This window comes from Comamonas kerstersii, assembly GCF_008801935.1.
Lineage (GTDB): Bacteria > Pseudomonadota > Gammaproteobacteria > Burkholderiales > Burkholderiaceae_C > Comamonas > Comamonas kerstersii.
Map to the genome: position 1 here is coordinate 45,099 of NZ_VZOT01000012.1, position 21,859 is coordinate 66,957.

General features: G+C 60.3%; 19 protein-coding genes. 7 read left to right on the forward strand and 12 right to left on the reverse strand.

Going from position 1 to position 21,859, the window contains the following annotated elements; translation table 11 throughout:
- Positions 1-21: 21 nt before the first annotated feature.
- The 4 genes from F7P80_RS13755 to surE form a co-directional block, all read right to left on the reverse strand.
- Positions 22-1,038 carry an RluA family pseudouridine synthase gene (locus tag F7P80_RS13755; protein ID WP_417034586.1) on the reverse strand — a complete coding sequence of 339 codons (1,017 nt, stop codon included), beginning with the start codon at positions 1,036-1,038 and terminating at the stop codon, positions 22-24.
- An 85-nt stretch (positions 1,039-1,123) separates the two neighbouring features.
- On the reverse strand, positions 1,124-1,993 hold the full coding sequence (locus tag F7P80_RS13760; protein ID WP_151045543.1) for a peptidoglycan DD-metalloendopeptidase family protein: 870 nt from the start codon (positions 1,991-1,993) through the stop codon (positions 1,124-1,126).
- Positions 1,994-2,005: 12 nt separating this feature from the next.
- A complete protein-coding gene (locus F7P80_RS13765) occupies positions 2,006-2,794 on the reverse strand; it encodes a protein-L-isoaspartate(D-aspartate) O-methyltransferase (protein WP_151045544.1) in 789 nt (262 codons plus the stop codon).
- Positions 2,791-3,588 (reverse strand): 5'/3'-nucleotidase SurE, encoded by a 798-nt coding sequence (gene surE / locus F7P80_RS13770; RefSeq protein ID WP_054066424.1) that lies wholly within the window; start codon positions 3,586-3,588, stop codon positions 2,791-2,793. The genes F7P80_RS13765 and surE overlap by 4 nt, the downstream gene beginning before the upstream one ends.
- 129 nt (positions 3,589-3,717) lie before the next feature.
- On the opposite strand from surE, the gene F7P80_RS13775 reads away from it, so the two are divergent.
- The 4 genes from F7P80_RS13775 (at position 3,718) to F7P80_RS17210 (ending at position 9,747) form a co-directional block, all read left to right on the forward strand.
- On the forward strand, positions 3,718-5,253 hold the full coding sequence (locus F7P80_RS13775; protein WP_151045546.1) for a GGDEF domain-containing protein: 1,536 nt from the start codon (positions 3,718-3,720) through the stop codon (positions 5,251-5,253).
- A 459-nt stretch (positions 5,254-5,712) separates the two neighbouring features.
- Positions 5,713-6,951, forward strand: coding sequence for a sodium/glutamate symporter (gltS, locus tag F7P80_RS13780; protein ID WP_054066443.1), 1,239 nt, complete (start codon positions 5,713-5,715; stop codon positions 6,949-6,951).
- A gap of 113 nt (positions 6,952-7,064) precedes the next feature.
- Positions 7,065-8,894, forward strand: coding sequence for a gamma-glutamyltransferase family protein (locus tag F7P80_RS13785; protein WP_151045575.1), 1,830 nt, complete (start codon positions 7,065-7,067; stop codon positions 8,892-8,894).
- Positions 8,895-9,345: 451 nt separating this feature from the next.
- Positions 9,346-9,747, forward strand: a complete 402-nt coding sequence (locus F7P80_RS17210; protein WP_249041481.1) for a helix-turn-helix domain-containing protein — start codon at positions 9,346-9,348, stop codon at positions 9,745-9,747.
- A 58-nt stretch (positions 9,748-9,805) separates the two neighbouring features.
- Here the strand turns inward: F7P80_RS17210 and F7P80_RS13795 are convergent, their stop codons facing one another.
- Positions 9,806-10,801 (reverse strand): GlxA family transcriptional regulator, encoded by a 996-nt coding sequence (locus F7P80_RS13795; RefSeq protein ID WP_151045548.1) that lies wholly within the window; start codon positions 10,799-10,801, stop codon positions 9,806-9,808.
- 257 nt (positions 10,802-11,058) lie between these two features.
- On the opposite strand from F7P80_RS13795, the gene F7P80_RS13800 reads away from it, so the two are divergent.
- Positions 11,059-12,168: an S-(hydroxymethyl)glutathione dehydrogenase/class III alcohol dehydrogenase gene (locus tag F7P80_RS13800; RefSeq protein WP_054066430.1), complete on the forward strand. Its 1,110-nt coding sequence runs from the start codon at positions 11,059-11,061 to the stop codon at positions 12,166-12,168.
- 71 nt (positions 12,169-12,239) lie between these two features.
- On the opposite strand, the gene F7P80_RS13805 is transcribed toward F7P80_RS13800, so the two are convergent.
- Positions 12,240-12,680 (reverse strand): SH3 domain-containing protein, encoded by a 441-nt coding sequence (locus tag F7P80_RS13805; RefSeq protein WP_170265391.1) that lies wholly within the window; start codon positions 12,678-12,680, stop codon positions 12,240-12,242.
- A 206-nt stretch (positions 12,681-12,886) separates the two neighbouring features.
- On the opposite strand from F7P80_RS13805, the gene F7P80_RS13810 reads away from it, so the two are divergent.
- Together F7P80_RS13810 and fghA are read left to right on the forward strand one after the other, a co-directional pair.
- Positions 12,887-14,167, forward strand: coding sequence for a DEAD/DEAH box helicase (locus F7P80_RS13810; RefSeq protein ID WP_151045552.1), 1,281 nt, complete (start codon positions 12,887-12,889; stop codon positions 14,165-14,167).
- 152 nt (positions 14,168-14,319) lie between these two features.
- Complete coding sequence (gene fghA, locus F7P80_RS13815) at positions 14,320-15,183, forward strand: S-formylglutathione hydrolase (protein ID WP_077344465.1); 864 nt, start codon at positions 14,320-14,322, stop codon at positions 15,181-15,183.
- Between the two features lie 103 nt (positions 15,184-15,286).
- On the opposite strand, the gene cydX (F7P80_RS13820) is transcribed toward fghA, so the two are convergent.
- The 6 genes from cydX (F7P80_RS13820) to F7P80_RS13850 form a co-directional block, all read right to left on the reverse strand.
- A complete protein-coding gene (cydX, locus tag F7P80_RS13820) occupies positions 15,287-15,415 on the reverse strand; it encodes a cytochrome bd-I oxidase subunit CydX (RefSeq protein WP_054066437.1) in 129 nt (42 codons plus the stop codon).
- Between the two features lie 112 nt (positions 15,416-15,527).
- On the reverse strand, positions 15,528-16,679 hold the full coding sequence (gene cydB, locus F7P80_RS13825) for a cytochrome d ubiquinol oxidase subunit II (RefSeq protein ID WP_151045553.1): 1,152 nt from the start codon (positions 16,677-16,679) through the stop codon (positions 15,528-15,530).
- 15 nt (positions 16,680-16,694) lie between these two features.
- A complete protein-coding gene (locus F7P80_RS13830) occupies positions 16,695-18,263 on the reverse strand; it encodes a cytochrome ubiquinol oxidase subunit I (RefSeq protein WP_151045555.1) in 1,569 nt (522 codons plus the stop codon).
- Positions 18,264-18,789: 526 nt separating this feature from the next.
- The gene (gene cydX, locus F7P80_RS13840; RefSeq protein WP_054065891.1) at positions 18,790-18,921 is read right to left on the reverse strand and encodes a cytochrome bd-I oxidase subunit CydX; all 132 of its coding nucleotides are present in this window, start codon (positions 18,919-18,921) and stop codon (positions 18,790-18,792) included.
- A 112-nt stretch (positions 18,922-19,033) separates the two neighbouring features.
- Positions 19,034-20,185 carry a cytochrome d ubiquinol oxidase subunit II gene (cydB, locus tag F7P80_RS13845; RefSeq protein ID WP_151045558.1) on the reverse strand — a complete coding sequence of 384 codons (1,152 nt, stop codon included), beginning with the start codon at positions 20,183-20,185 and terminating at the stop codon, positions 19,034-19,036.
- Positions 20,186-20,203: 18 nt separating this feature from the next.
- Complete coding sequence (locus F7P80_RS13850; RefSeq protein ID WP_151045560.1) at positions 20,204-21,805, reverse strand: cytochrome ubiquinol oxidase subunit I; 1,602 nt, start codon at positions 21,803-21,805, stop codon at positions 20,204-20,206.
- Positions 21,806-21,859 lie beyond the last annotated feature (54 nt).

The window sequence follows — 21,859 nt, forward strand, 5'->3', positions numbered from 1 at the left end:
CCTTCAAGACCTGCCTTCAAGTTAGCGGGGATTGTAGCTGAGACGCAGTTTTTCCACCGCAGTCAGGAAATCCTGCGGCGGCTCGGCCGACAGCTCCAGGCTCTCACCCGTCACCGGATGCACAAAAGACAGACGGAATGCATGCAGGGCCTGGCGCTGCATATCGCCATCCGCCGCACCGCCATACAGGGCATCGGCCACCAGTGGATGCCCCAGCGACAGCATGTGCACGCGAATCTGGTGGGTGCGGCCGGTATGCAGCTTGCAGTGCACCAGGCAGTGCGCATCCGTGCTATCCCAGCAGGTGATGTCCGTGCGCGCCTCCTTGCCCGGGTGCTGCGCCAGATCGACCACGGCCATGCGCAGGCGATTGCGCGGGTCACGGCCAATGGGGGCATTGACCTGCTGCATCTGCGCACCTTTCCACGGCTTGTGTGCCAGCGCCAGGTAACGGCGGCTTACATCGCGGCGGGCAATCATGGCCACCAGCGCATCCATGGTCTGGCGGGTTTTGGCCACTACCATCAGCCCACTGGTATCTTTGTCCAGACGGTGCACGATGCCTGCACGCGGCACGGCAGCCGCACCCGCATGGTGGGCCAGCAGACCGTTGAGCAGCGTGCCCTGCCAGTTGCCGGGTGCCGGATGCACCACCAGCCCGGCGGGCTTGTTGACAACCAGCAGGTGCTCGTCTTCATAGACCACGTCCAGGGCCATGGTTTCAGGCTTGAAAGACTGGCTCTGCGCCGTGGGACGCATTTCGATGCTGATCACATCACCGAGCTTGACCTTGGCGGAGGACTTGGTCGCTGGCTTGCGATTGAGCTGCACTGCACCCTGCTCCAGCAATTGCTGCAGATAGCTGCGCGAGAACTCGGGCACCAGCTCTACCAGCGCCTTGTCCAGGCGCACGCCATGCAGCGCCATCTGCACAACATGCTCGCGCTGCTCGACACCTGCGTCTGCAGCTTCCAGCTCTACAGCGTCTTCTGATTCCAGCAGGCCCGCAGCATCCTGAGGCAAAGCGTTCTGAGTCACGCAAAATCCTATTTCAAACAATCAACAAAAAATGCCCGGCATCCTCGACACCGGGCATTCTGACAAAGCCAGTGACTGGCTGTGATCAACGTGCAGGCAGATAGCGCGAAGGGTCTACGGGCTTGCCCTGGCGGCGCACTTCAAAGTGCAGCTTCACGCGGTCTGCGTCGCTGCTACCCATCTCGGCGATCTTCTGGCCCTTCTTGACGCTCTGGTCTTCCTTGACCAGCAGCTTCTGATTGTGGGCATAAGCCGTCAGATAGGTGTTGTTGTGCTTGAGGATCACCAGGTGACCATAGCCACGCAGACCCGAGCCTGCATACACCACGCGGCCATCGGCGGCAGCCAGCACAGGGTCACCAGCCTTACCTGCAATATCCACACCCTTGTTGGTCGCTTCGTTAAAGCCAGCAATCACAGGGCCGGAAGCAGGCCAGATAAAGCCCAGGCCGCTGGCATCGCCACCGCTGGACGTCGATGTGCTGCTCGATGTGGTGGCAGCAGGTGCAGTAGCCGCAGGCTTGGCAGCCGCTGCTGAGCTGGATGAGCTGGATGAGCTGCCAGCCGGAGGCAAGGTCACCGCCTGCACCGAGGTCGATGTCACAGGGCGTGCACCGCTGGCCTGAGACTCCACCGCGCCGGGCGGCACCACACGCACCACCTGACCCACTTCAATCAGGTCAGGATTGCTCACGTTGCTCCAGCGTGCAATGTCCTTCCAGCTCTGACCATGCTCCAGACCGATACGAATCAAGGTATCTCCGGGTTGCACGGTGTAATAGCCAGGCTTGCCCGCGTTTTCCGCTCCGGGCAAAGTGGATGGGTCCACCGTTGATCTGGCACGCGACTCACTGCGATCTTCGACAGGAGCCTTATTCACCTGGGCGCACCCCAGCAGCACACCACTGCTCACCAGCACTGCTGCCAAAGTACCCAGCCCACGCGATAAAAACATATTCACTCCCTTTCAGGCAATTCCAGATTTTAGGGGCACAAAATGCACAGCCTCGAGCACGGACTCTGTATATCCGTGCTGCGTCTTATCAATCACCAAAAGCGCCTGCTGTCCCTTGCCCTTCACGATAGGGGCTACCAGCCTCCCGCCTATCGCCAGCTGATCCAGCCATGCCTGAGGCACAGCATCTCCTCCAGCGGCAGAAATGATGCCTGCATATGGCGCTCCTGGCGCATAGCCGAGCATCCCATCCCCAAATAAAAGGTGAATATTTGTGAGTTTCAGGGGACGCAAATTGTTCCGCGCCTTGTCATGCAAGCCGCGCAGACGCTCCACCGAATACACCTGCTGCGCCACACAGGCCAGCACGGCCGCCTGATAGCCACAGCCCGTGCCGATCTCCAGCACCCGCCCCATGCGCCCCATGGCGCGTACGTACTCTGCTCCTTCTAGCAGCTCAATCATGCGCGCCACCACACTGGGCTTGGAGATGGTCTGCTGCAGACCAATGGGCAGACTCGTGTCTTCGTAGGCCTGATTGACCAGCGCGCTGTCCACAAACAGGTGGCGCTGCACCTGGCCCATGGCGCTGAGCACCTTCTGCGACTGTATGCCGCCCGCCGCCAAGCGCTGCACCATGCGCTGGCGCACAGCGGCCGAGTCCAGCCCCAGCCCCACAGGTGCGGGCACTACAGGGCTGCGCACTGCCGTGCTGCTCACCGCGCGACCACCCACCGTGGACTTGGGTACGGCAGAAGATGCCACCCAGGAAGGCACGCCTGTACCTTTGGAACGACTCATGCCATCTCCTGCTTTTGTACGCCTTGCATGGCAGTGTCCAGGCGCGAGGCAGTCTGCGCCCAGTACACCAGATGATCGTGGTCCGTCAGATCGACCTTGAGCGGAGTCATGGAGACATGGCCATGTGCAGTAGCGTGAAAATCCGTGCCTTCCGAATCATCCTTGGCCGCACCTGCGCTGCCAATCCAGTACATGGTTTCACCACGTGGATTGACCTGCGTAATCACGGGCTCGGCCGAATGTCTGCGCCCCAGGCGGCAGAGCTTGACCTGTCCCATCTGCTCCAGCGGCAGGTTGGGAATATTCACATTCAGCAGCCAGGGCGAGGCACCGATCAGCTGCTGCTGCATCATCTGCTGCACGATCTGCCTGGCTTTCTGGGCTGCAGACTGCAGCTCCCCCCAGTTGCGCTCCACCTGCGAGAAGGCAATGGCAGGCACGCCAAACAGAAAGCCTTCCATGGCTGCACCTACGGTGCCGGAGTAAATGGTGTCATCGCCCATATTGGCGCCATTGTTGATGCCCGAGACCACCAGATTGGGCCGATACCCCAGCAAGCCCGTCATGGCGATATGCACGCAGTCCGCAGGCGTGCCATTCACATAGCGAAAACCATTGGCCGCATGGTGCACATACAGGGGGGAGTGCAATGTCAGGGCATTGGACTTGGCACTGTTGTTGTGCTCTGGTGCGACCACATCCACGTCCACTCCATCGATCGCAGACAAAGCTTCGTACAGGGCGATGATTCCAGGTGCCTGATAACCATCGTCGTTAGAAATAAGAATCTTCATGGGCTTTTAACAGTTAGCACGATTGTAGGAGGCATTGAGCGTCTCTTTGCCAGAGCATGCAGGCCAGTTGCTGCAAAAGCCCCTCTGCTCTGCGAAACTTGCGCTTTTGATTTGCGAGACAACCCCGCTGTGGCACTCCGACCCCCTGCAGACATTGCCCGTGAAACCCTGAAATTGCTGGCCGCCCGGCGACTGACGCCTACGCCTGCCAATTACCAGTCTGTCTATGAGGAAGTAGCCGGCCTGCTGCCGCAGGTCAGCTTTCCGCAGACACCGCTGCGCCGTATCGCCAGCATTCTGCCCACGCAGACCCCGGTGCAAAAACGCCTGGCACAGAGTTTTCAGCAGGCCGTAGAAAGCCAGGACTGGACCGCACTGCAAAGCGCCATCGTAGATTACGCCCAGCTCGATCTGGGCATTACGCCGCAGCCGCCTGTCACCCACACCAGCCCGGCGACGCAGATTGTGGATGCCCTGCCTGCATCCACCGCACAGCAGCTGGCGCGCATGGTGGAGGCCATGAGGAGCGTGCTGGGCAGCGCCGACCAGCGCATGCGAGAGCTGTCCGACCAGCTGCTGGAGTTTCTGGCAGATGACGACCTGCCACTGCCACGCCTGGAAGCCAAGCTGCACAACTACAGCTACCGGCTGAACTTCACCGCCGAAGACCAGGCCCAGCGTCGCCACTGCATTCACGCCCTGCTGCGCATGGTCTGCACCCATATTGCAGACATTGCCCGCCAGGACGCCTCTCTGCAGCAGCACGCACAGGCCCTGACCGATGCCATCACCCAGCCATGGACGCTGCAGCAACTGGACACCATTCAGTCCTGCCTGAAGAACCTGCTGTTCCGCCATCTGGAAATTGAAGGCAACCGCTCACAAGTCCATGAGCAGCTCAAACAGCTGCTGGGCGAGCACGCGGTGCAGATGAGCCGTCTGGGCCAGCTCAGCGAAGCCCACGCCAGCGCCTTGCAGTCCTGCGCGCAGCAGATTCAGCAGTCGCAGGATCTGGGCGAGCTGGCCTCGATGCTGGAAGCTGTAGTGAGCTCCGGCACGGCGCTGGCCATGGAAAACCGCATGGTTCAGGCTCAGCTGGCCGACCTGCGTGCCCAGGCCGAAAGCCAGGAGCAGAAGATTCTGGAGCTGTCCACCCACCTGCAGGAAATCCAGCAGATCACCCGCCACGATGCCGCCACCGGCGCCTTCAATCTTGCAGGGCTGGAAGAAGCACTGGCCACCGAGCAGGCACGCAACCAGCGCCACCACTTCCCCTTGAGCCTGGCCTGCCTGGAAGTGGACCCGCCACAGGACCCAGCATCACCCGTCTCAATGCAGGCAGATGACGCGGCCCTGATGCATCTGGCGCGACTGGTTCGCAGCACCTTACGGCCACAGGATGCACTGGGGCGCACCAGCGACCACCGGCTGGCCATCATCTTTCCGGAAACCGATCCAACCCAGGCCGCACAGGCCCTGGCACGGCTACAGATGGCGCTGCAGCAACGACCCCTGCTGCTGGATGAGCAGGTGCTGCCGCAAAGCTTTAGCGCGGGCGTGATTGCCGTACAGCACCTGGAAGCGCCGCAGCACGCACTGGAGCGTGCGCAGGCAGCCTGCGAGCAGGCGCAGCGCATGGGCCGGGCACGCATCTCTATTTTTTAGGCACAGGCATGCTGCAACCCATCACGCTGGCAGGGGAAAAGGCGTGAAAAGCGGCATGGGAATACACCGAAGCGCACGCTCACGTAAATACACGCTCGCATAGCACAGAATGCGATGACACCCCTTCTCAAACCGAGAAATCCAGAGGGGATAACCCGTAGATTTCAGCGCCCATGCTTCACTTTCGTGCATAGTCAGCGCGCGAAAAAAACCAAGCTAAACCGCTTGCTTAGCATTTAAAGATTTGAAAAAGTCATAAAAAGAACTTTTCAGAATATCAAGAATTCAACCAGTTAAGCTTCAATTTAATTGCGAAAGCAACTACATTTTTAGTAGCACGAAGGATTCATTTCCCTCATAACTGGATGAACGCTCCGTGACCGTCCCTCTCATAGCGGTGCTTTCTGGTGCACATCTGCGCGCACCAAGATAGTGCTTGGCTTTATGGAAGAAGCATTTATGCATATCACTTTCAGCACGAATTACACACTCATACTGGCTGTCCTGGTCCTGCTGCTGGGCAAGTTCCTGGTGTCACGCATACGCTTTCTGCGTGATTTCAACATTCCCGAACCCGTAGCAGGCGGGCTGCTGATAGCAGCCGTCATCTACATACTGCACGCCACCATGGGCTGGTCGTTCGGCTTTGAATCCAGTCTGCAGACTGCCTTCATGCTGGCCTTCTTTGCCTCGATTGGTCTGAGCGCCAACTTCGCCAAGCTGCGCCAGGGCGGCATCGGCCTGGTGATCTTCCTGTGCGTGATCGTGGTCTTCATCCTCGTGCAGAACGCCGTGGGTATTGGCCTGGCCAAGGCGCTGGGTCTGGATCCACTGGTGGGTCTGGTCGCTGGCTCCATCACGCTGGTTGGTGGCCACGGTACCGCCGGTGCCTGGGGCTCGGTGCTGGAACAGCAGCACGGCCTGACTGGCGCGACCACCCTGGGCATGGCCTGCGCCACCTTTGGTCTGGTGATTGGCGGCATCATGGGTGGCCCTCTGGCCAAGCGCCTGATCACCCAGCACAAGCTGGCCAAGCCACGCAGCGAAGCCGATCAGCTCGGCTCCACACCTGCTGCCGGTCATGAGCAGAACGACTTCGTGAACCTGGAATCTCCCAGCAAGACACCTCGCCTGATCACTGCCGACGCTGCCATTGAAACCCTGGCACTGTTCGCTGCCTGTCTGGCCTTTGGTGAATTCATGACCCACGTGACCAAGGGCACAGCCATCCAGCTGCCTACCTTTGTGTGGTGTCTGGGCGGTGGTGTGATCATCCGCAACGTGCTGGATTACATCTTTGGCTTCAAGGTGTTCGATCGCGCCATTGACGTGTTTGGCAATGTGTCCCTGTCGATCTACCTGGCCATTGCCCTGCTGTCGCTCAAGCTGTGGGAGCTGACCGATCTGGCCGGTCCTCTGGTCATCATCCTGGCCGTGCAAACCCTGGTCATGGCGCTGTACGCCATGTTTGTGACCTTCCGAATCATGGGCAAGAACTACGATGCCGCTGTGCTGGCTGCCGGTCACTGCGGCTTTGGCATGGGTGCTACCCCCACGGCCGTGGCCAACATGCAGGCCATCACCAACCAGTATGGCCCTTCGCACAAGGCTTTCCTGATCGTGCCACTGGTCGGTGCCTTCTTCATTGACATCGTCAATGCCTTCCTGATTCAGGGCTTTATCACCTGGATCCGCTGATCCACTGAAAAACCAGCAGGGGCGTAAAGCCTCTGCTGTCAGGACTGCGTTTTTGGCGCACACTGGGCCTTCACTCAACGAGGAGATGGCCCATGCGTAAGCTTCCAATCAGCATGCAACGCCCAGCCTCTGTGCTGGGCGTTGTGCTTTCCGCGGCGCTGCTAGCTGCCTGCAGCAGCACACCCACTTCAGACAGCCACCGCTTCAGCTACCAGATACCGGATCAGCCCGAAGGCAGTTCAGGCTGGACCGAAAAGCCTGGCTGGGCTGCAGAAAAATTTGCCGTGGCAGCGGCCAATCCGCTGGCTACTGATGCGGGCTATCAAATTCTCAAGGCTGGTGGCAGTGCCGTTGACGCAGCCATTGCCGTGCAGATGGTGCTGGGCCTGGTGGAGCCCCAATCCAGCGGCATTGGTGGCGGTGCCTTTTTGCTGCATGCAGCAGGCAACAAGGTGCAGGCTTATGACGGTCGTGAAACCGCACCTGCAGCCGCAACAGACAGCCTGTTTCTCAAGCCTGACGGCAAACCCATGGCCTTTCATGACGCTGTGGTTGGCGGCCGCTCTGTAGGCACACCCGGCGCAGTACGCATGCTGGAGCTTGCGCACAAGGAGTACGGCAAACTGCCATGGGCCGCGCTGTTCGAGCCAGCCATCCAGCTCGCTGAGCAAGGCTTCAAGCTCAGCCCCCGCCTGCACAGCCTGCTGCTCAAGGAAAAATATCTGGCGCAGGACCCTGCTGCGCGCGCCTACCTCTACGGCAGCGATGGGCAGCCTCTGCCCGTAGGCACGGTGCTGCAAAACCCCGCCTACGCCCAGGTGCTGCGAGCCATTGCCCGTGATGGCAGCAAGGCCCTGCACGAAGGTGCAATAGCCCAGGCCATTGTGGACAAGGTACGCAGCCACCCCACCAACCCTGGCGTGCTGTCCCTGCAGGATCTGGCCAGCTACCAGCCCAAACAGCGTGAAGCCCTGTGCCATGACTGGACACCGCAAGGCCAGCTGCCCGTGCGCAGCTACCGCATCTGCGGCTTTCCACCACCCAGCTCCGGAGCGATTGCGGTGGGGCAAATCCTCGGCATTCTGAGCCACACGCCTGCGGCCAGCATGCCGCTGGGCGCAGACGGCCTGCCCACAGCCGACTGGCTGCACTACTACACCGAAGCCGCACGCTTGGCCTTTGCAGACCGTGCGCTGTACGTAGCCGACCCTGACTTTGTGCGAGCCCCGGGCGGCGACTGGCTGAACCTGCTGGATAACCGCTACCTGCAGGAGCGTGCGCGCCTGATTGGCCAGCAAAGCATGAAGGTGGCACAACCCGGCATCCCGGGCAAAGTACAGGTCAGCCATGGCCCCATGCCAGAGCAGATCGAGTACGGCACCAGCCACATCAGCATTGTGGATGCCTATGGCAATGCACTGGCCATGACGACCACCATCGAAGACCAGTTCGGCAGCCGCCAGATGGTGCATGGCTTTTTGCTCAACAACGAGCTGACCGACTTCAGCCTGGCCCCGCGCACAGCAGACGGCCAGCCCATTGCCAACCGCGTCGAACCCGGCAAACGACCACGCTCCTCGATGGCGCCCACGCTGGTATTCGACAAGGAAACCGGCGAGCTGGTGATGAGCGCTGGCAGCCCCGGCGGGGCGCAAATCATCCACTACACGGCCAAGACGCTGCAAGGCGTGCTGGGCTGGGGGTTGATGCCACAGCAGGCCATCAACCTGCCCAACTTCAGCAGCCTCAACGGCCCCAGCTTGCTGGAAGCAGGAAAGTTTCCGCCCAGCACGGTGCAGGCCCTGCGAACACGTGGTGCGGAAGTCAAGGAGCAAGAACTGACCAGCGGCCTGCAGGCCATCACGCGCGGCATGGCACACGGCAAGCAACTGTGGCTGGGTGGTGCCGACCCACGCCGCGAAGGCGTGGTGATGGGCGACTGATACCGGTGCAGCCCACCGTTTACTCCGCCGTTTTAGCATTTAGCGCTTGCCCCGCCAGCACTGAAATCTATGCTTTTTAAAAAGTACCAGCCCCCACTGCAGCTGCAGCGTCAGTGGCAGTGGGGTGCTGCCAGGCGGGCGGGTTTGCAGCAGCGTGACGGACGTACTGACCAGAAACTCAGGGGCATACCAGCAGCCATCACCCACCGCAGGCGTGCGGCCACACCGCCAGCCTTCCATGCCCACTTACCGGCCTGCCCACATACAGATGCGATGCGGTGCGGATGCATCACCGCATCCACCACCCTGTTTCATCGTCAAAATATGCTGTAGCGCTTACCGTTAAAGCACCTGGCGCTATGGTTTTCAGGATGCCTGCTGATGATGGCGCAGTCAGAAAATTATTCATAGAGTTATAAAATTTCCGATCAACGGTACTACCATCGGCCCCATGCCCCGCCAGAACACCTGCCCCGCAGACTTTCCGCCCTTCATCCTGTCGCAAATTGAGCAAGTGGCGCAGCACATCGTTGCCACCCGCAAGGCGCGGGGCGAAACCCAGGCACAGTGGGCGCAGCGGCTGGGCATTTCCCAACCCACCATGGCCCGTCTGGAGCGCGGTGACCCGGCCATTGCCACGGCCACCTATGTGATGTGCCTGTGGCTGGTCAACCCGCAGCTGAACCTGCTGCAGTTGCTGCCATCGGCACCGCCCGCCCCCACGCCCACTATCTGTGCTGGCGCATCCGCGACCAAGGGCACAGGGGGCACTGAAGCCCCGGCGCAGCAACCGCCGTCCGCCGTGGACGAGCTGGCCGATCTGCTGGCCTCCTGGAGCGTGCCCGCGCTGTAACGCCGCAATGCGCTGCGTTCTTCGCGCCAGGCATGCACCCCGTGCGCGCCAGTGCAGCCTAATCGCCAAAGCGTTCGCGGTAGGCCACGGGCGTGATACCCAGCTTTTTCTGAAACAGGTGGCGCAGCGCCTGTTCCGACCCCAGCCCCACCTTGGCCGCCACGGTCTTCAGGGGCAGATCGCCACGCGTTTCCAGCAACTGCTTGGCGCCCTCCAGACGCGCGTTCTCCACAAAGGCACTGGGCGTGCTGCCCGTTTCCTGCTGGAACACGCGGCGAAAGTGCCGCTCGCTCATGGCCGCTTTTTCAGCCAGCAGCGCCTGCGGCATGGGCTGATCCAGATGCGCCAGCACCCACTGCTGCACCAGCCGCACGCCACTGTGCTGCACGGCCTGGCTGGCCAGCTGCACGCTGAACTGCGACTGCCCGCCGGGGCGCTTGAGGTACATCACCAGGTCGCGCGCCACCTCCAGTGCCAGCGCATGGCCAAAATCCTGCTCCACCACGGCCAGCGCCAGATCAATGCCCGCCGTCACCCCGGCGGAGGTCCAGTACGGCCCCTCGCGCACATAGATGGCATCGGCATCCACCCGCACCTCGGGGTGGCGGCGCTGCAGCGCCTGCGCCACGCTCCAGTGTGTGGCTGCGCGGCGGCCGTTGAGCAACCCGGCCTCGGCCAGGAAGAAGCTGCCGCTGCACAGGGCAATGGTGCGCGCCACCTGCGGCGCCACACGCCCCACCCAATCCACCAGCGGGGCGCTGGCCTGCAGCACCGTGGCAATGTGGCGCGCACCCACCAGTAGCACGGTGCAGCCCGTGTCCTGCTCTACATCGGTCAAGGTGTGCGTAGCCTCCAGCGCCATCAAGGTATCGGAGCGCACTAAGCCCTTGCCCGCTGCCACCACGCGCAGGGCATAGCCATCTGGCAGCCCTTTTTGGCGCAGATGCACATTCGTATACTCAAAGACCGACATCGGGCCAATGGCCTCCAGCGCCTTGAAACCGGGGTAGACAACAATATCGACGCGGTGCGCGCCGCAGTGGTGGTGGGCCATAACTATAAAAAATAGAGCTACTAGCGCAGTCAGAATAAGCGTGAAAGGCCAATTTGGTACTTATTGGCTGGCACGCCAGCTTTGTATACGGTGCATGACCGAATATGCCAACACTCCTCATATTCGGCCAAAGTTCTTCCGCATGCGGCCATAGGGCTTTATGGGTTGGCCGCGATCGCCTACATTCATACTTATCGCTCAGGGTGACTGCACAGCGCACCACCCCATGTTGAACCCTTCCAGAGAAAGACTTGACCATGAAATCCCGCGCCGCCGTGGCCTTTAAGGCCGGAGAACCCCTGCAAATCGTGGAAATCGATGTCGCCCCTCCCAAGAAGGGCGAAGTGCTGATCAAGATCACCGACACCGGCGTGTGCCACACCGACGCCTTCACCTTGAGCGGTGAAGACCCCGAGGGCCTGTTCCCTGTGGTGCTGGGCCACGAGGGCGCTGGCATTGTGGTGGAAGTGGGCGAAGGCGTGACCAGCGTCAAGCCCGGTGACCACGTGATTCCGCTGTACACCGCCGAGTGCGGTGAGTGCCTGTTCTGCAAGAGCGGCAAGACCAACCTGTGTACTGCCGTGCGCGCCACCCAGGGCAAGGGCGTGATGCCCGATGGCACGACGCGCTTTTCCTACAACGGCCAGCCCATCTACCACTACATGGGCTGCTCCACCTTCTCCGAATACACCGTGGTGGCCGAAGTGTCGCTGGCCAAGATCAACCCCGAAGCCAACCACGAGCAAGTCTGCCTGCTGGGCTGCGGCGTGACCACCGGCCTGGGCGCCGTAAAGAACACCGCCAAGGTGCAGGAAGGCGACACCGTGGCCGTGTTCGGTCTGGGTGGTATTGGTCTGGCCGTGATCCAGGGCGCCAAGCAGGCCAAGGCCGGCCGCATCATTGCCATCGACACCAACCCCGCCAAGTTCGATCTGGCCAAGACCTTTGGCGCGACCGATTGCATCAACCCCAAGGACTACGACAAGCCCATCCAGCAAGTCATCGTGGAGATGACGGGCTGGGGCGTGGACCACAGCTTTGAGTGCATCGGCAATGTGAACGTCATGCGCGCAGCGCTGGAATGCGCCCACCGCGGCTGGGGCCAGAGCGTGATCATTGGCGTGGCAGGCGCGGGCCAGGAAATTTCCACCCGCCCCTTCCAGCTGGTCACCGGCCGCAAGTGGATGGGCTCGGCCTTTGGTGGCGTGAAGGGCCGCACCGAGCTGCCCGGCATGGTGGAAGACGCCATGGCAGGCAAGATCCAGCTGGAACCTTTCGTTACCCACACCATGCCACTGGAAAAGATCAACGAAGCCTTTGATCTGATGCACGAAGGCAAGTCCATCCGCTCGGTGGTCAAGTACTAAAAACTTGAATCCCGCATAAAGAAAGCGCTCCTCGGAGCGCTTTCTTTCATTGTGGAACTATGGCCTGGTGCTTACCAGCCCCACAGCAGTTTCTTGGAGATCCAGCCCGTCTTTCCATTGCTGGCCTGGCCTTTGACCCAGCCGTTTTTCTTGTCCAGCGTCTTGAGCAGGTCGTATTGCTCAAAGCTGGCAACTTTCTTGTATTGCGTGCCAGGGCCGGTGCGCATATTCGCCTTGGGTACTTTGACGATATGGTGGGCCTGCTTGCCGGTCAGAGGTCTGTAGACCCAGCCCAGCTCCCCTTCAAAGTCGCGCACTTTCAGCCAGTTGCCGCGCTTTTGTGTCACTTTCATGGGGTAGCCCTTGCTCAGCTCCCAGCTCACATCATGCTGGGTTGACGGGCCTTGCCGCACATTCACGCTCTTGCCAGCAATGCTCACAAACTCAGCCTGCGCCTGCGCAGCCCCCAAAGCCAGTCCCAGTACGGCAACCGCTTTCCATAAAACACCCATGGGTTGTTTTTCCCTTTCTTTCAACATCCATCAAGACCATCTGCCAGCGCGCCGGGCACTTGCAGTGCGACTCACCCTTTAGCTGAGCACTGCATCCACCAAAGGTTCCCCCGCAAGGGCTGCAAAAGTCCTTGCCGCACACAAAGCTGCGGCAGGACCGACAATCGCAGCCTTTGCTTTTCAACGCTACATCCTCGCGTTTGCCCATGCCCTTTTCTGCCCTTGGCCTTGCGCCTTCGCTGGCCCATGCTGCTGCTTCTCAAGGACTGATTGCACCCACTCCCGTGCAGTCTCAAGCCATTCCTGCCATCTTGAACGGCCACGATCTGCGCGCCTGCGCGCCCACTGGCTCTGGCAAGACAGCGGCCTATGTCCTGCCCTTGCTGCAGCAATGGCTGCTCAGCGATGCTGCCCAACGCCAGGGCTCGCGCAGCACGCAGGCGCTGGTCCTGGTGCCCACACGTGAGCTGGCGGCGCAGGTGGCCGAGCTGATCTACCACGTAGGCGAAGCCATGGGCCGCCGCCCCAAGGTGGCGGTGCTCACAGGTGGTGTCTCCATCAACCCACAGCTGATGGCATTGCGCGGCGGTGCAGACATGGTGATTGCCACGCCCGGCCGCCTGCTGGACGTGGTGGCACACAGCCAGCTCAAACTCCACACCATCGGCACCCTGGTGATGGATGAGGCCGACCGCCTGCTGGATCTGGGCTTTGCCGAAGAACTGGAGCAAGTGCTGGCCCTGCTGCCCGCCAAAACTGCACGCCAGACCCTGCTGCTGTCTGCCACCTTTGGCCCTGCTGTGCAGACGCTGGTGGGCCAGCTGCTGCGCGAAGGCCATGTGAGCGTGGAAGTGGAGAACACCCACCAGCAAGATGCCGCCATTGCCCAGCGCGCCATCTATGTGGATGCCGCCAGACGCACCAGCTTGCTGCATGAGCTGATTACGCAATACCCGGAGCAGCGTATTCTGGTGTTCGTCGCCAGCCGCTACAGCGCCGAGCATGTGGCCAACAAGCTCTACGCCAGGAAGATTTACGCCACGGCTTTCCACGGCGAACTCAGCCAGGGCGCGCGCGAGAAGGTCTTGCAGGAGTTCAAGAACCACCAGTGGCAGGTGCTCATCACCACCGATCTGGCGGCGCGCGGCATTCATATCGACGCCCTGCCCGTAGTGGTCAACTATGACCTGCCACGCTCCGCCGATGACTACACCCACCGCATCGGCCGCACAGGCCGTGCAGGCCTGTCGGGCACAGCCATCAGCTTCGTCTCTCCCGCCACACAGGCGCACTGGAAGCTGATTGCCAAGCGCAACCAGCTCAACATCGAACTGGAGACGCTGCCTGCCTACCCCGTCACCGAAAAAGCCCCAGAACGTGCGCCGCATGAAGATGGCAACCATGGCGGCATCAAAGGCAAGCGCCCCAGCAAGAAAGACAAGCTGCGTGCCGCTGCAGCAGCGGCTGCGGCCAGCCACAAGCCATAAATGGCTGGCGCGCCCTACACTGGGCACAGCTTTTGCAGACAAACTGTTAAGACCAGAGCAGCTTGCGCTTGCAAATATTAGCTTTCTGAATGTTTTCCATCGGAAAGTCTTATGCAAGCAGCGCAAGCAGCTATTTTTCCAGGAGTAGCCCCATGTCCACCCCTTTTGAACTGATCAACGCCCACGCCTGCTTTGGTGGCGCACAGCGCTACTACCAGCACGATTCCCGCGAAATTGGCCTGTCCATGAAGTTCTCGGTCTACCTGCCTCCACAGGCCATTCAGGGCGAAAAAGTACCCGCCCTGCTGTACCTGGCCGGACTGACCTGTACGGAAGAAACTTTCATGATCAAGGCTGGCGCACAGCGCCTGGCAGCCGAACTGGGCATGGCCCTGATTACCTGCGACACCAGCCCGCGTGGTGCCAACGTCAAGGGCGAAGCCGACAGCTGGGATTTCGGCGTAGGCGCAGGCTTTTACCTCGATGCCCAGCAAATGCCCTGGGCGCGCAACTGGCGCATGGAAAGCTACATCATCGATGAGCTGCTGCCCATGATTGGCCGCTACCTGCCCATCGACCTGCAACGCCTGGGCATCTGCGGCCACAGCATGGGCGGTCACGGCGCACTCACGCTGGCCCTGCGCCACCCTGGCAAGTTCAAGAGCCTGTCGGCCTTCGCCCCCATTGCCAACCCCAGCAACTGTCCCTGGGGTGAAAAAGCCTTCACCGGCTACCTGGGTGACAACCGCGCCGTCTGGGCACAGTACGACGCCACACTGCTCATGGCAAAGCAGGGCAAGGCGCCCTACCCCGCAGGCATCCTGATTGACCAGGGCATGGCCGACAAATTCCTGCACGAAAAGCAGCTGCTGCCAGAAGCCTTTGAGGCAGCCTGCGCCCAGCTGGGCCAGCCTTTGACCCTGCGCCGCCAGGGTGGCTACGACCACGGCTACTACTTCATCCAGACCTTCATCGAAGACCACCTGCGCCACCACGCGCAGCAACTGGCAGCCTGAAGACAAAAAACCGCCACTTCGGCTAATGCCAGTCAGTTAAGTCACTGACTGGCATTAGCCCGAAGGCTGCCTTTGCTGCTTTGACGCACACGAAAACCGATGCTCAGCCTGCGGACGGGTCCTGCAGCTGCTTGCGGGTGGCTTCATCGTCCATCAGCTCAAACCACATGGCGTTGAGTACGGCAAACGCTGCAGCCAGCGGCAGGCCCAGCATCCAAGCGAAGTACCACATTGCGATTTCCTTTCAAACTTCAATAGTGATAGCTGCCAGCGCTTGTGCTGTTTGACTTTAGATATTCAAAGACTTTCAAACCTTTGAATATCAAGCGCTGGTAGCTCTTTTTTTAATAGGCGTGGGTCTTGCCGCCTTCAATTTCCTTTTCCTGCACCTTGCCACGCATGATGTGGAACACCCAGCTGGTATAGGCCAGGATGATGGGCATGAAGATCACGGCGCACACCAGCATGATGAACAGCGTCAGGTGGCTGGACGAGGCGTCCCACACCATCAGGCTGAACTGGGGGTTGACCGTCGAAGGCAGGATGAAGGGGAACATGGACACGCCCACGCTCAGCACAATGCCAGCGATAGCCAGACCGCTGCTCATCAGCCCCAGCCATTCACGGCGCAGTTTCATGCCCAGCGCAGCCAGCAGCGGCATGCACACGCCGATGGCAGGCACGATCCACAGCAGGGGCTGCTTGGCATAGTTGGCCAGCCAGGCGCCCTCACCTACGGCAGCAGACTTGAGCATGGGGTTGGAAGGGCCTGTGGTGCTCATGGCTTCGGTCAGCACAAAGCCGCTGAGCTTGGCCAGCCACAAGCCTGCCACCACATACAGCACGGTGGTCAACACGGCGGCCATCACACCCCAGCGGGTAGCGCGGGCCTGCACCGCACCTTCGGTCTTGAAAACCAGCCAGGCAGCACCGTGCATGAGCAGCATGGTCAGCGACACCAGACCGCACAGCAGGGCAAATGGCGTGAACAGGTCAAAAAAGCTGCCGTCCCAGAAGATGCGCATGTCATCCGACAGGCGGAAAGGCACGCCCAGCAGCACATTGCCCATGGCCACGCCAAACACCAGGGCAGCGCCCCAGCCGGACAGCGTCAGCAGCCAATCCCAGGTGTTGCGCCAGGCAGTGCTTTCTTGCTTGCTGCGGAACTTGAAGGCCACAGGACGAATGATCAGGCACACCAGCACGGCAAACATGGCCAGGTAAAAGCCCGAGAACGAGATGGCATACAGCATGGGCCAGGCAGCAAAGATGGCACCGCCACCCAGAATCAGCCAGACCTGGTTGCCTTCCCAGACAGGGCCGATGGTGTTGATCACCACACGGCGCTCTACATCGGTCTTGCCCGTAGCGCGCAGCAAGGCGGCTGCCCCCAGGTCAAAACCGTCGGTGACGGCAAAGCCGACGAGCAAAATGCCCAGCAGCAGCCACCAGATGACGCGCAGGACGTCGTAGCTAATCAGTTCATGCAAGATCATGTGTGACTCCTCGGGTTACTTGGACAGCGGCTCATACGCGCTCAGATGGGGCGCGCTTTCTTCCTGCGGCCCCTTGAGGATGGCCTTGCGCATCAGCACCATTTCAATGATGAACATCACGGTATAGATGGCGATGAACAGGCCCAGCGTCAGCAGCACCGTGCTTGCACCCAGGTTGGAGACAGCCATGGCTGTCGGCAGCACCCCTTCAATGATCCAGGGCTGGCGACCCAGTTCGGCCACCACCCAGCCACACTCGGCCGCAATCCACGGCAAGGGGATGGAGAGCACCGCCAGCTTGAGCAGCCAGGGGTGGGCATCCAGACGGCGGCGGGCAGACAGCACGAAGAAGGTCGCAGTCAGCACGATGAAGAACATGCCCAGGCCCACCATCACGCGGAAGCTCCAGAACAGAGGCGCCACAGGAGGCACGGTGTCATTGGCAGCCTGCATGATTTGCTCGGCCGTCGCCTTGCGGGGATCGTCGGTGTAGCGCATCAGCAGCAGGGCATAGCCCAGATTGCTGCCGTTGTCTTCAAACGCAGCGGTCACGTCTGCTGGCACCTGGTCAGGATGCTTGTAGGAGCGGATGGTCTGCAGCGCGTCATAGGCCTTGACGCCAGAGACGATGCGATCCTGTGCGCTGGCCACCAGCTCGTTGATGCCGGGAATCTGTGTATCCAGCGAGCGGGTACCGATCAGGCCCATGACCCATGGAATATGCACGGCGAAATGGGTTTCGCGGGCCTCCTGGTCAGGGAAACCAAAGGCGGTAAAGGCGGCGGGTGCAGGCTCTGTATCCCACATGGCTTCGATGGCCGCCAGCTTCATCTTCTGGTGTTCGGACGACAGATAACCAGATTCGTCACCCAGCACCACCACGGACAGCGATGCCGCCAGGCCGAACGATGCAGCCACCGTCATGGAACGCTTGGCCAGCTCGGTATGACGGCCCTTGAGCAGATACCAGGCCGAAATGCCCAGCACAAAGATGGCAGCCACGGTGTAACCGGCCGAGACGGTGTGCACAAATTTGGCCTGCGCCACAGGGTTGGTGAGCACAGCAAAGAAGTCATGCACTTCCATGCGCATGGTCTGGGGGTTGAACACCGCGCCCACGGGGTTTTGCATCCAGCCGTTGGCAATCAGGATCCACAGCGCCGAGAAGTTGGAGCCAATGGCCACCAGCCAGGTCGCAATCAGGTGCTGCACCTTGGTCATGCGGTCCCAGCCGAAGAAGAACATGCCCACAAAGGTGGCTTCCAGGAAGAAGGCCATCAGACCTTCAATCGCCAGCGGGGCACCAAAAATATCGCCCACATAGTGGCTGTAGTAGCTCCAGTTCATGCCGAACTGGAACTCCATGACCACGCCCGTGGCCACGCCCATGGCGAAGTTGATACCGAACAGCACGCCCCAGAACTTGGTCATGTCGCGCCAGATGGTGCGGCCCGTCATCACATAGACGGTTTCCATGATGGCCACCAGAATCGACAGGCCAATGGTCAGCGGAACGAACAAGAAGTGGTAGAGCGCCGTTATCGCAAACTGCAGCCGCGATAAATCGACGATGTCGAGGTCCATGGCAATTCCTTTCTAATGGGATTCCTCAAAAACTTGGTTGCCACGTGCCGTGCAGCACAGGTGGCAGTGATGGCATCGCTCCACGCAACGCGGCAGCAGTGCATCAATGGGCAGTGATCCATAGGGGCGCAATGGCAAAGCAGCGCTGGCCACATGCAAATTTCCAAGCTTTTTTGCCATTGAACCCTTATCTTTCAAGCGCTTGGCGCTCTCTTTTTTATTTTTCAGGCATGACGATGGGGTGGGGTTTGCAGCACGAAAGGTATCCCGCTTCCTCAGACCACGGGGCCTGGCAGCGCTGCCCTGACAAGCTTTGCAAAGAAGACATGGATGTAATCATATTCTTTAATTTCAGTAATTTCTGAAATTGAAGAAATGCTAGCAAGTGTTACATATCTATCTTTTAACTAGGGTATTTACTTGATCGTTATGGCGTGGCTTTCGCGCCTGCCACAGGCATAAAAAAACACCGCAGACGTGGCGTCGTGCGGTGTTTTCGGTATGAGGGGTAAGGCGCTATGCCTGCTTAGCCCTCATCCCCTTTGCGCAGCCATTGCGCGCGCTGGGCGTCATCTTCGAGCAGCTCAAACCACATGGCATTGAGTACGGCAAACGCTGCGGCCAGCGGCAGGCCCAGAATCCAAGCGAAGTACCACATTGCGACTTCCTTTCAAACTTCAATAGTGATAGCTGCCAGCGCTTGTACTACTTAGCTTTAGGCATCCAAAGACTTTCAAAGCCATGAATACCAAGCGCTGGCTGCTCTGTTTTTAATAGGCGTGGCCCTTGCCGCCTTCAATCTCTTCTTCCTTGACCTTGCCACGCATGATGTGGAACACCCAGCTGGTATAGGCCAGGATGATGGGCATGAAGATCACGGCGCACACCAGCATGATGAACAGCGTCAGGTGGCTGGAAGAGGCATCCCACACCATCAGGCTCATGCCGGGGTCTACCGACGAAGGCAAGATGAAGGGGAACATGGACACGCCCACGCTCAAAATGATGCCGGCAATGCCTACTCCGCTGGACAGCAGCGCCGTCCACTCATGGCGGCCCTTGATGGCCCAGGCAGCAATCAGCGGCATCAGCAGGCCCAGCGCAGGAACGATCCACAGCACAGGCTGCTTGGCGTAGTTGACCAGCCAGGCACCCTCAGCCACACCCGCACTCTTGAACAACGGGTTAGACGGGCCTACGGTGCTCATGGGCTCGGTCAGCACATAGCCTTGCAGCTTGGCCAGCCACAGGCCGGCTGCCAGATACAGCAGCACGGTCAGCAGTGCAGCCACCATGCCCCAGCGGCTGGCACGCTCCTGCACCACACCTTCGGTCTTGAAGACCAGCCACACAGCGCCGTGCATCAGCAGCATGCACAGCGACACCAGACCGCACAGCAGGGCAAATGGCGTGAACAGGTCAAAGAAGCCGCCCTCCCAGAACATGCGCAGATCGTCGGTCAGGCGGAAAGGCACGCCCAGCAGCACATTGCCCACAGCCACGCCAAACACCAGGGCAGCGCCCCAGCCGGACAGCGTCAGCAACCAGTCCCAGGTGTTGCGCCAGGTGGCACTGTCACGCTTGCTGCGGAACTTGAAGGCCACGGGGCGCACGATCAGGCACACCAGCACGGCAAACATGGCCAGGTAAAAGCCGGAGAAGGAAATGGCATACAGCATCGGCCAGGCTGCGAAGATGGCTCCACCGCCCAGAATCAGCCAGACCTGGTTACCTTCCCAGACAGGGCCGATGGTGTTGATCACCACACGGCGCTCTACATCGGTCTTGCCAGTGATGCGCAGCAAGGCGGCTGCCCCCAGGTCAAAACCGTCGGTGACGGCAAAGCCGACGAGCAAAATGCCCAGCAGCAGCCACCAGATGACGCGCAGGACGTCGTAGCTAATCAGTTCATGCAAGATCATGGTGCGACCCTCTTATGTTTATTGCTCATGCTTGCCAGAGGCCAGCGCAGGTGCAGGCGCAGCAGCTGTCATGCCGTGCGGGTCTGGGTCTGAGGTCATCGTTGGCCCCTTCACGATGGCGCGGTGCATCAACTTCATTTCGATGATGAACATCACGGTGTAGATCGCAATGAACACGCACAGCGTAAACAGCACCGTCCCTACGCCCAGGTTCGACACCGCCATGGCGGTTGGCAGCACCCCTTCAATAATCCAGGGCTGACGGCCCACTTCTGCCACGATCCAGCCGCACTCGGCCGCAATCCACGGCAGAGGAATGGCGCAGACCGCCACCTTGAGCAGCCAGGGGTGGGCATCCAGACGGCGACGGGCCGAGAGCACAAAGAAGGTGACCATCAGTGCGATGAAGAAGAAACCGCAGGCCACCATGATGCGGAAGCTCCAGAAGATCGGGAACACTGGGGGAATCGAATCACGCGCTGCCAGATGGATCTGCGCTTCTGTGGCATTGCGCGGGTCATCGACATAGCGCTTGAGCAGCAGGCCATAGCCCAGCCAGTGGCCGTTGTCTTCAAACTGTTGCTGCACATCGGCAGGAATGGTTTCGCCCGGTTTGACCTGACGGATTTTCTGTAGCGCGTCATACGCCAGCACACCATTGCGGATGTGGGTCTGCGCACGTGCTTCCAGTTCCTTGAGGCCTTCAATCGGAGTATCGAGCGAGCGGGTACCGATCAGGCCCATGACCCATGGAATATGGATGGCGTACTTGGTTTCCATCTTTTCCTGATCGGGAATGCCGAACAGGGTGAAGGAAGCTGGTGCAGGCTCTGTCTCCCACATGGCTTCAATGGTCGCCAGCTTGACCTTCTGGTGCTCGGAAGTCAGATAGCCCGACTCATCACCCAGCACCACCACGGACAGCGATGCCGCCAGGCCGAAGGATGCAGCCACCGTCATGGAACGCTTGGCCAGCTCAATATGGCGGCCCTTGAGCAGATACCAGGCCGAAATGCCCAGCACAAAGACAGCTGCCACGGTGTAACCCGCCGAGACGGTGTGCACAAACTTGGTCTGCGCCACAGGGTTGGTGAGCACGGCAAAGAAGTCATGCACCTCCATGCGCATGGTCTGCGGATTGAACACCGCGCCCACGGGAACGTTCATCCAGCCGTTGGCAATCAAGATCCACAGCGCCGACAAGTTGGAGCCCGCGGCAACCAGCCAGGTGGCAATCAAGTGCTGCACCTTGGTCATACGGTCCCAGCCGAAGAAGAACAGGCCCACAAAGGTGGCTTCCAGGAAGAAGGCCATCAGACCTTCAATCGCCAGAGGTGCTCCAAAGATGTCACCCACGTAGTGGCTGTAGTAGCTCCAGTTCATGCCGAACTGGAACTCCATGACCACGCCAGTCGCCACTCCCATGGCGAAGTTGATACCGAACAGCACGCCCCAGAACTTGGTCATGTCGCGCCAGATGGTGCGCCCCGTCATCACGTAGACCGTCTCCATGATGGCGATGAGCACCGACAGACCCAGGGTCAGCGGCACGAATAAAAAGTGGTAGAGCGCCGTTACCGCGAATTGCAGTCGCGATATATCGACGATATCGAGTTCCATGGTGGCATCCTTTCCTCGAGGGACTTCTTTCCAAAACAGCCATATACGCAACCT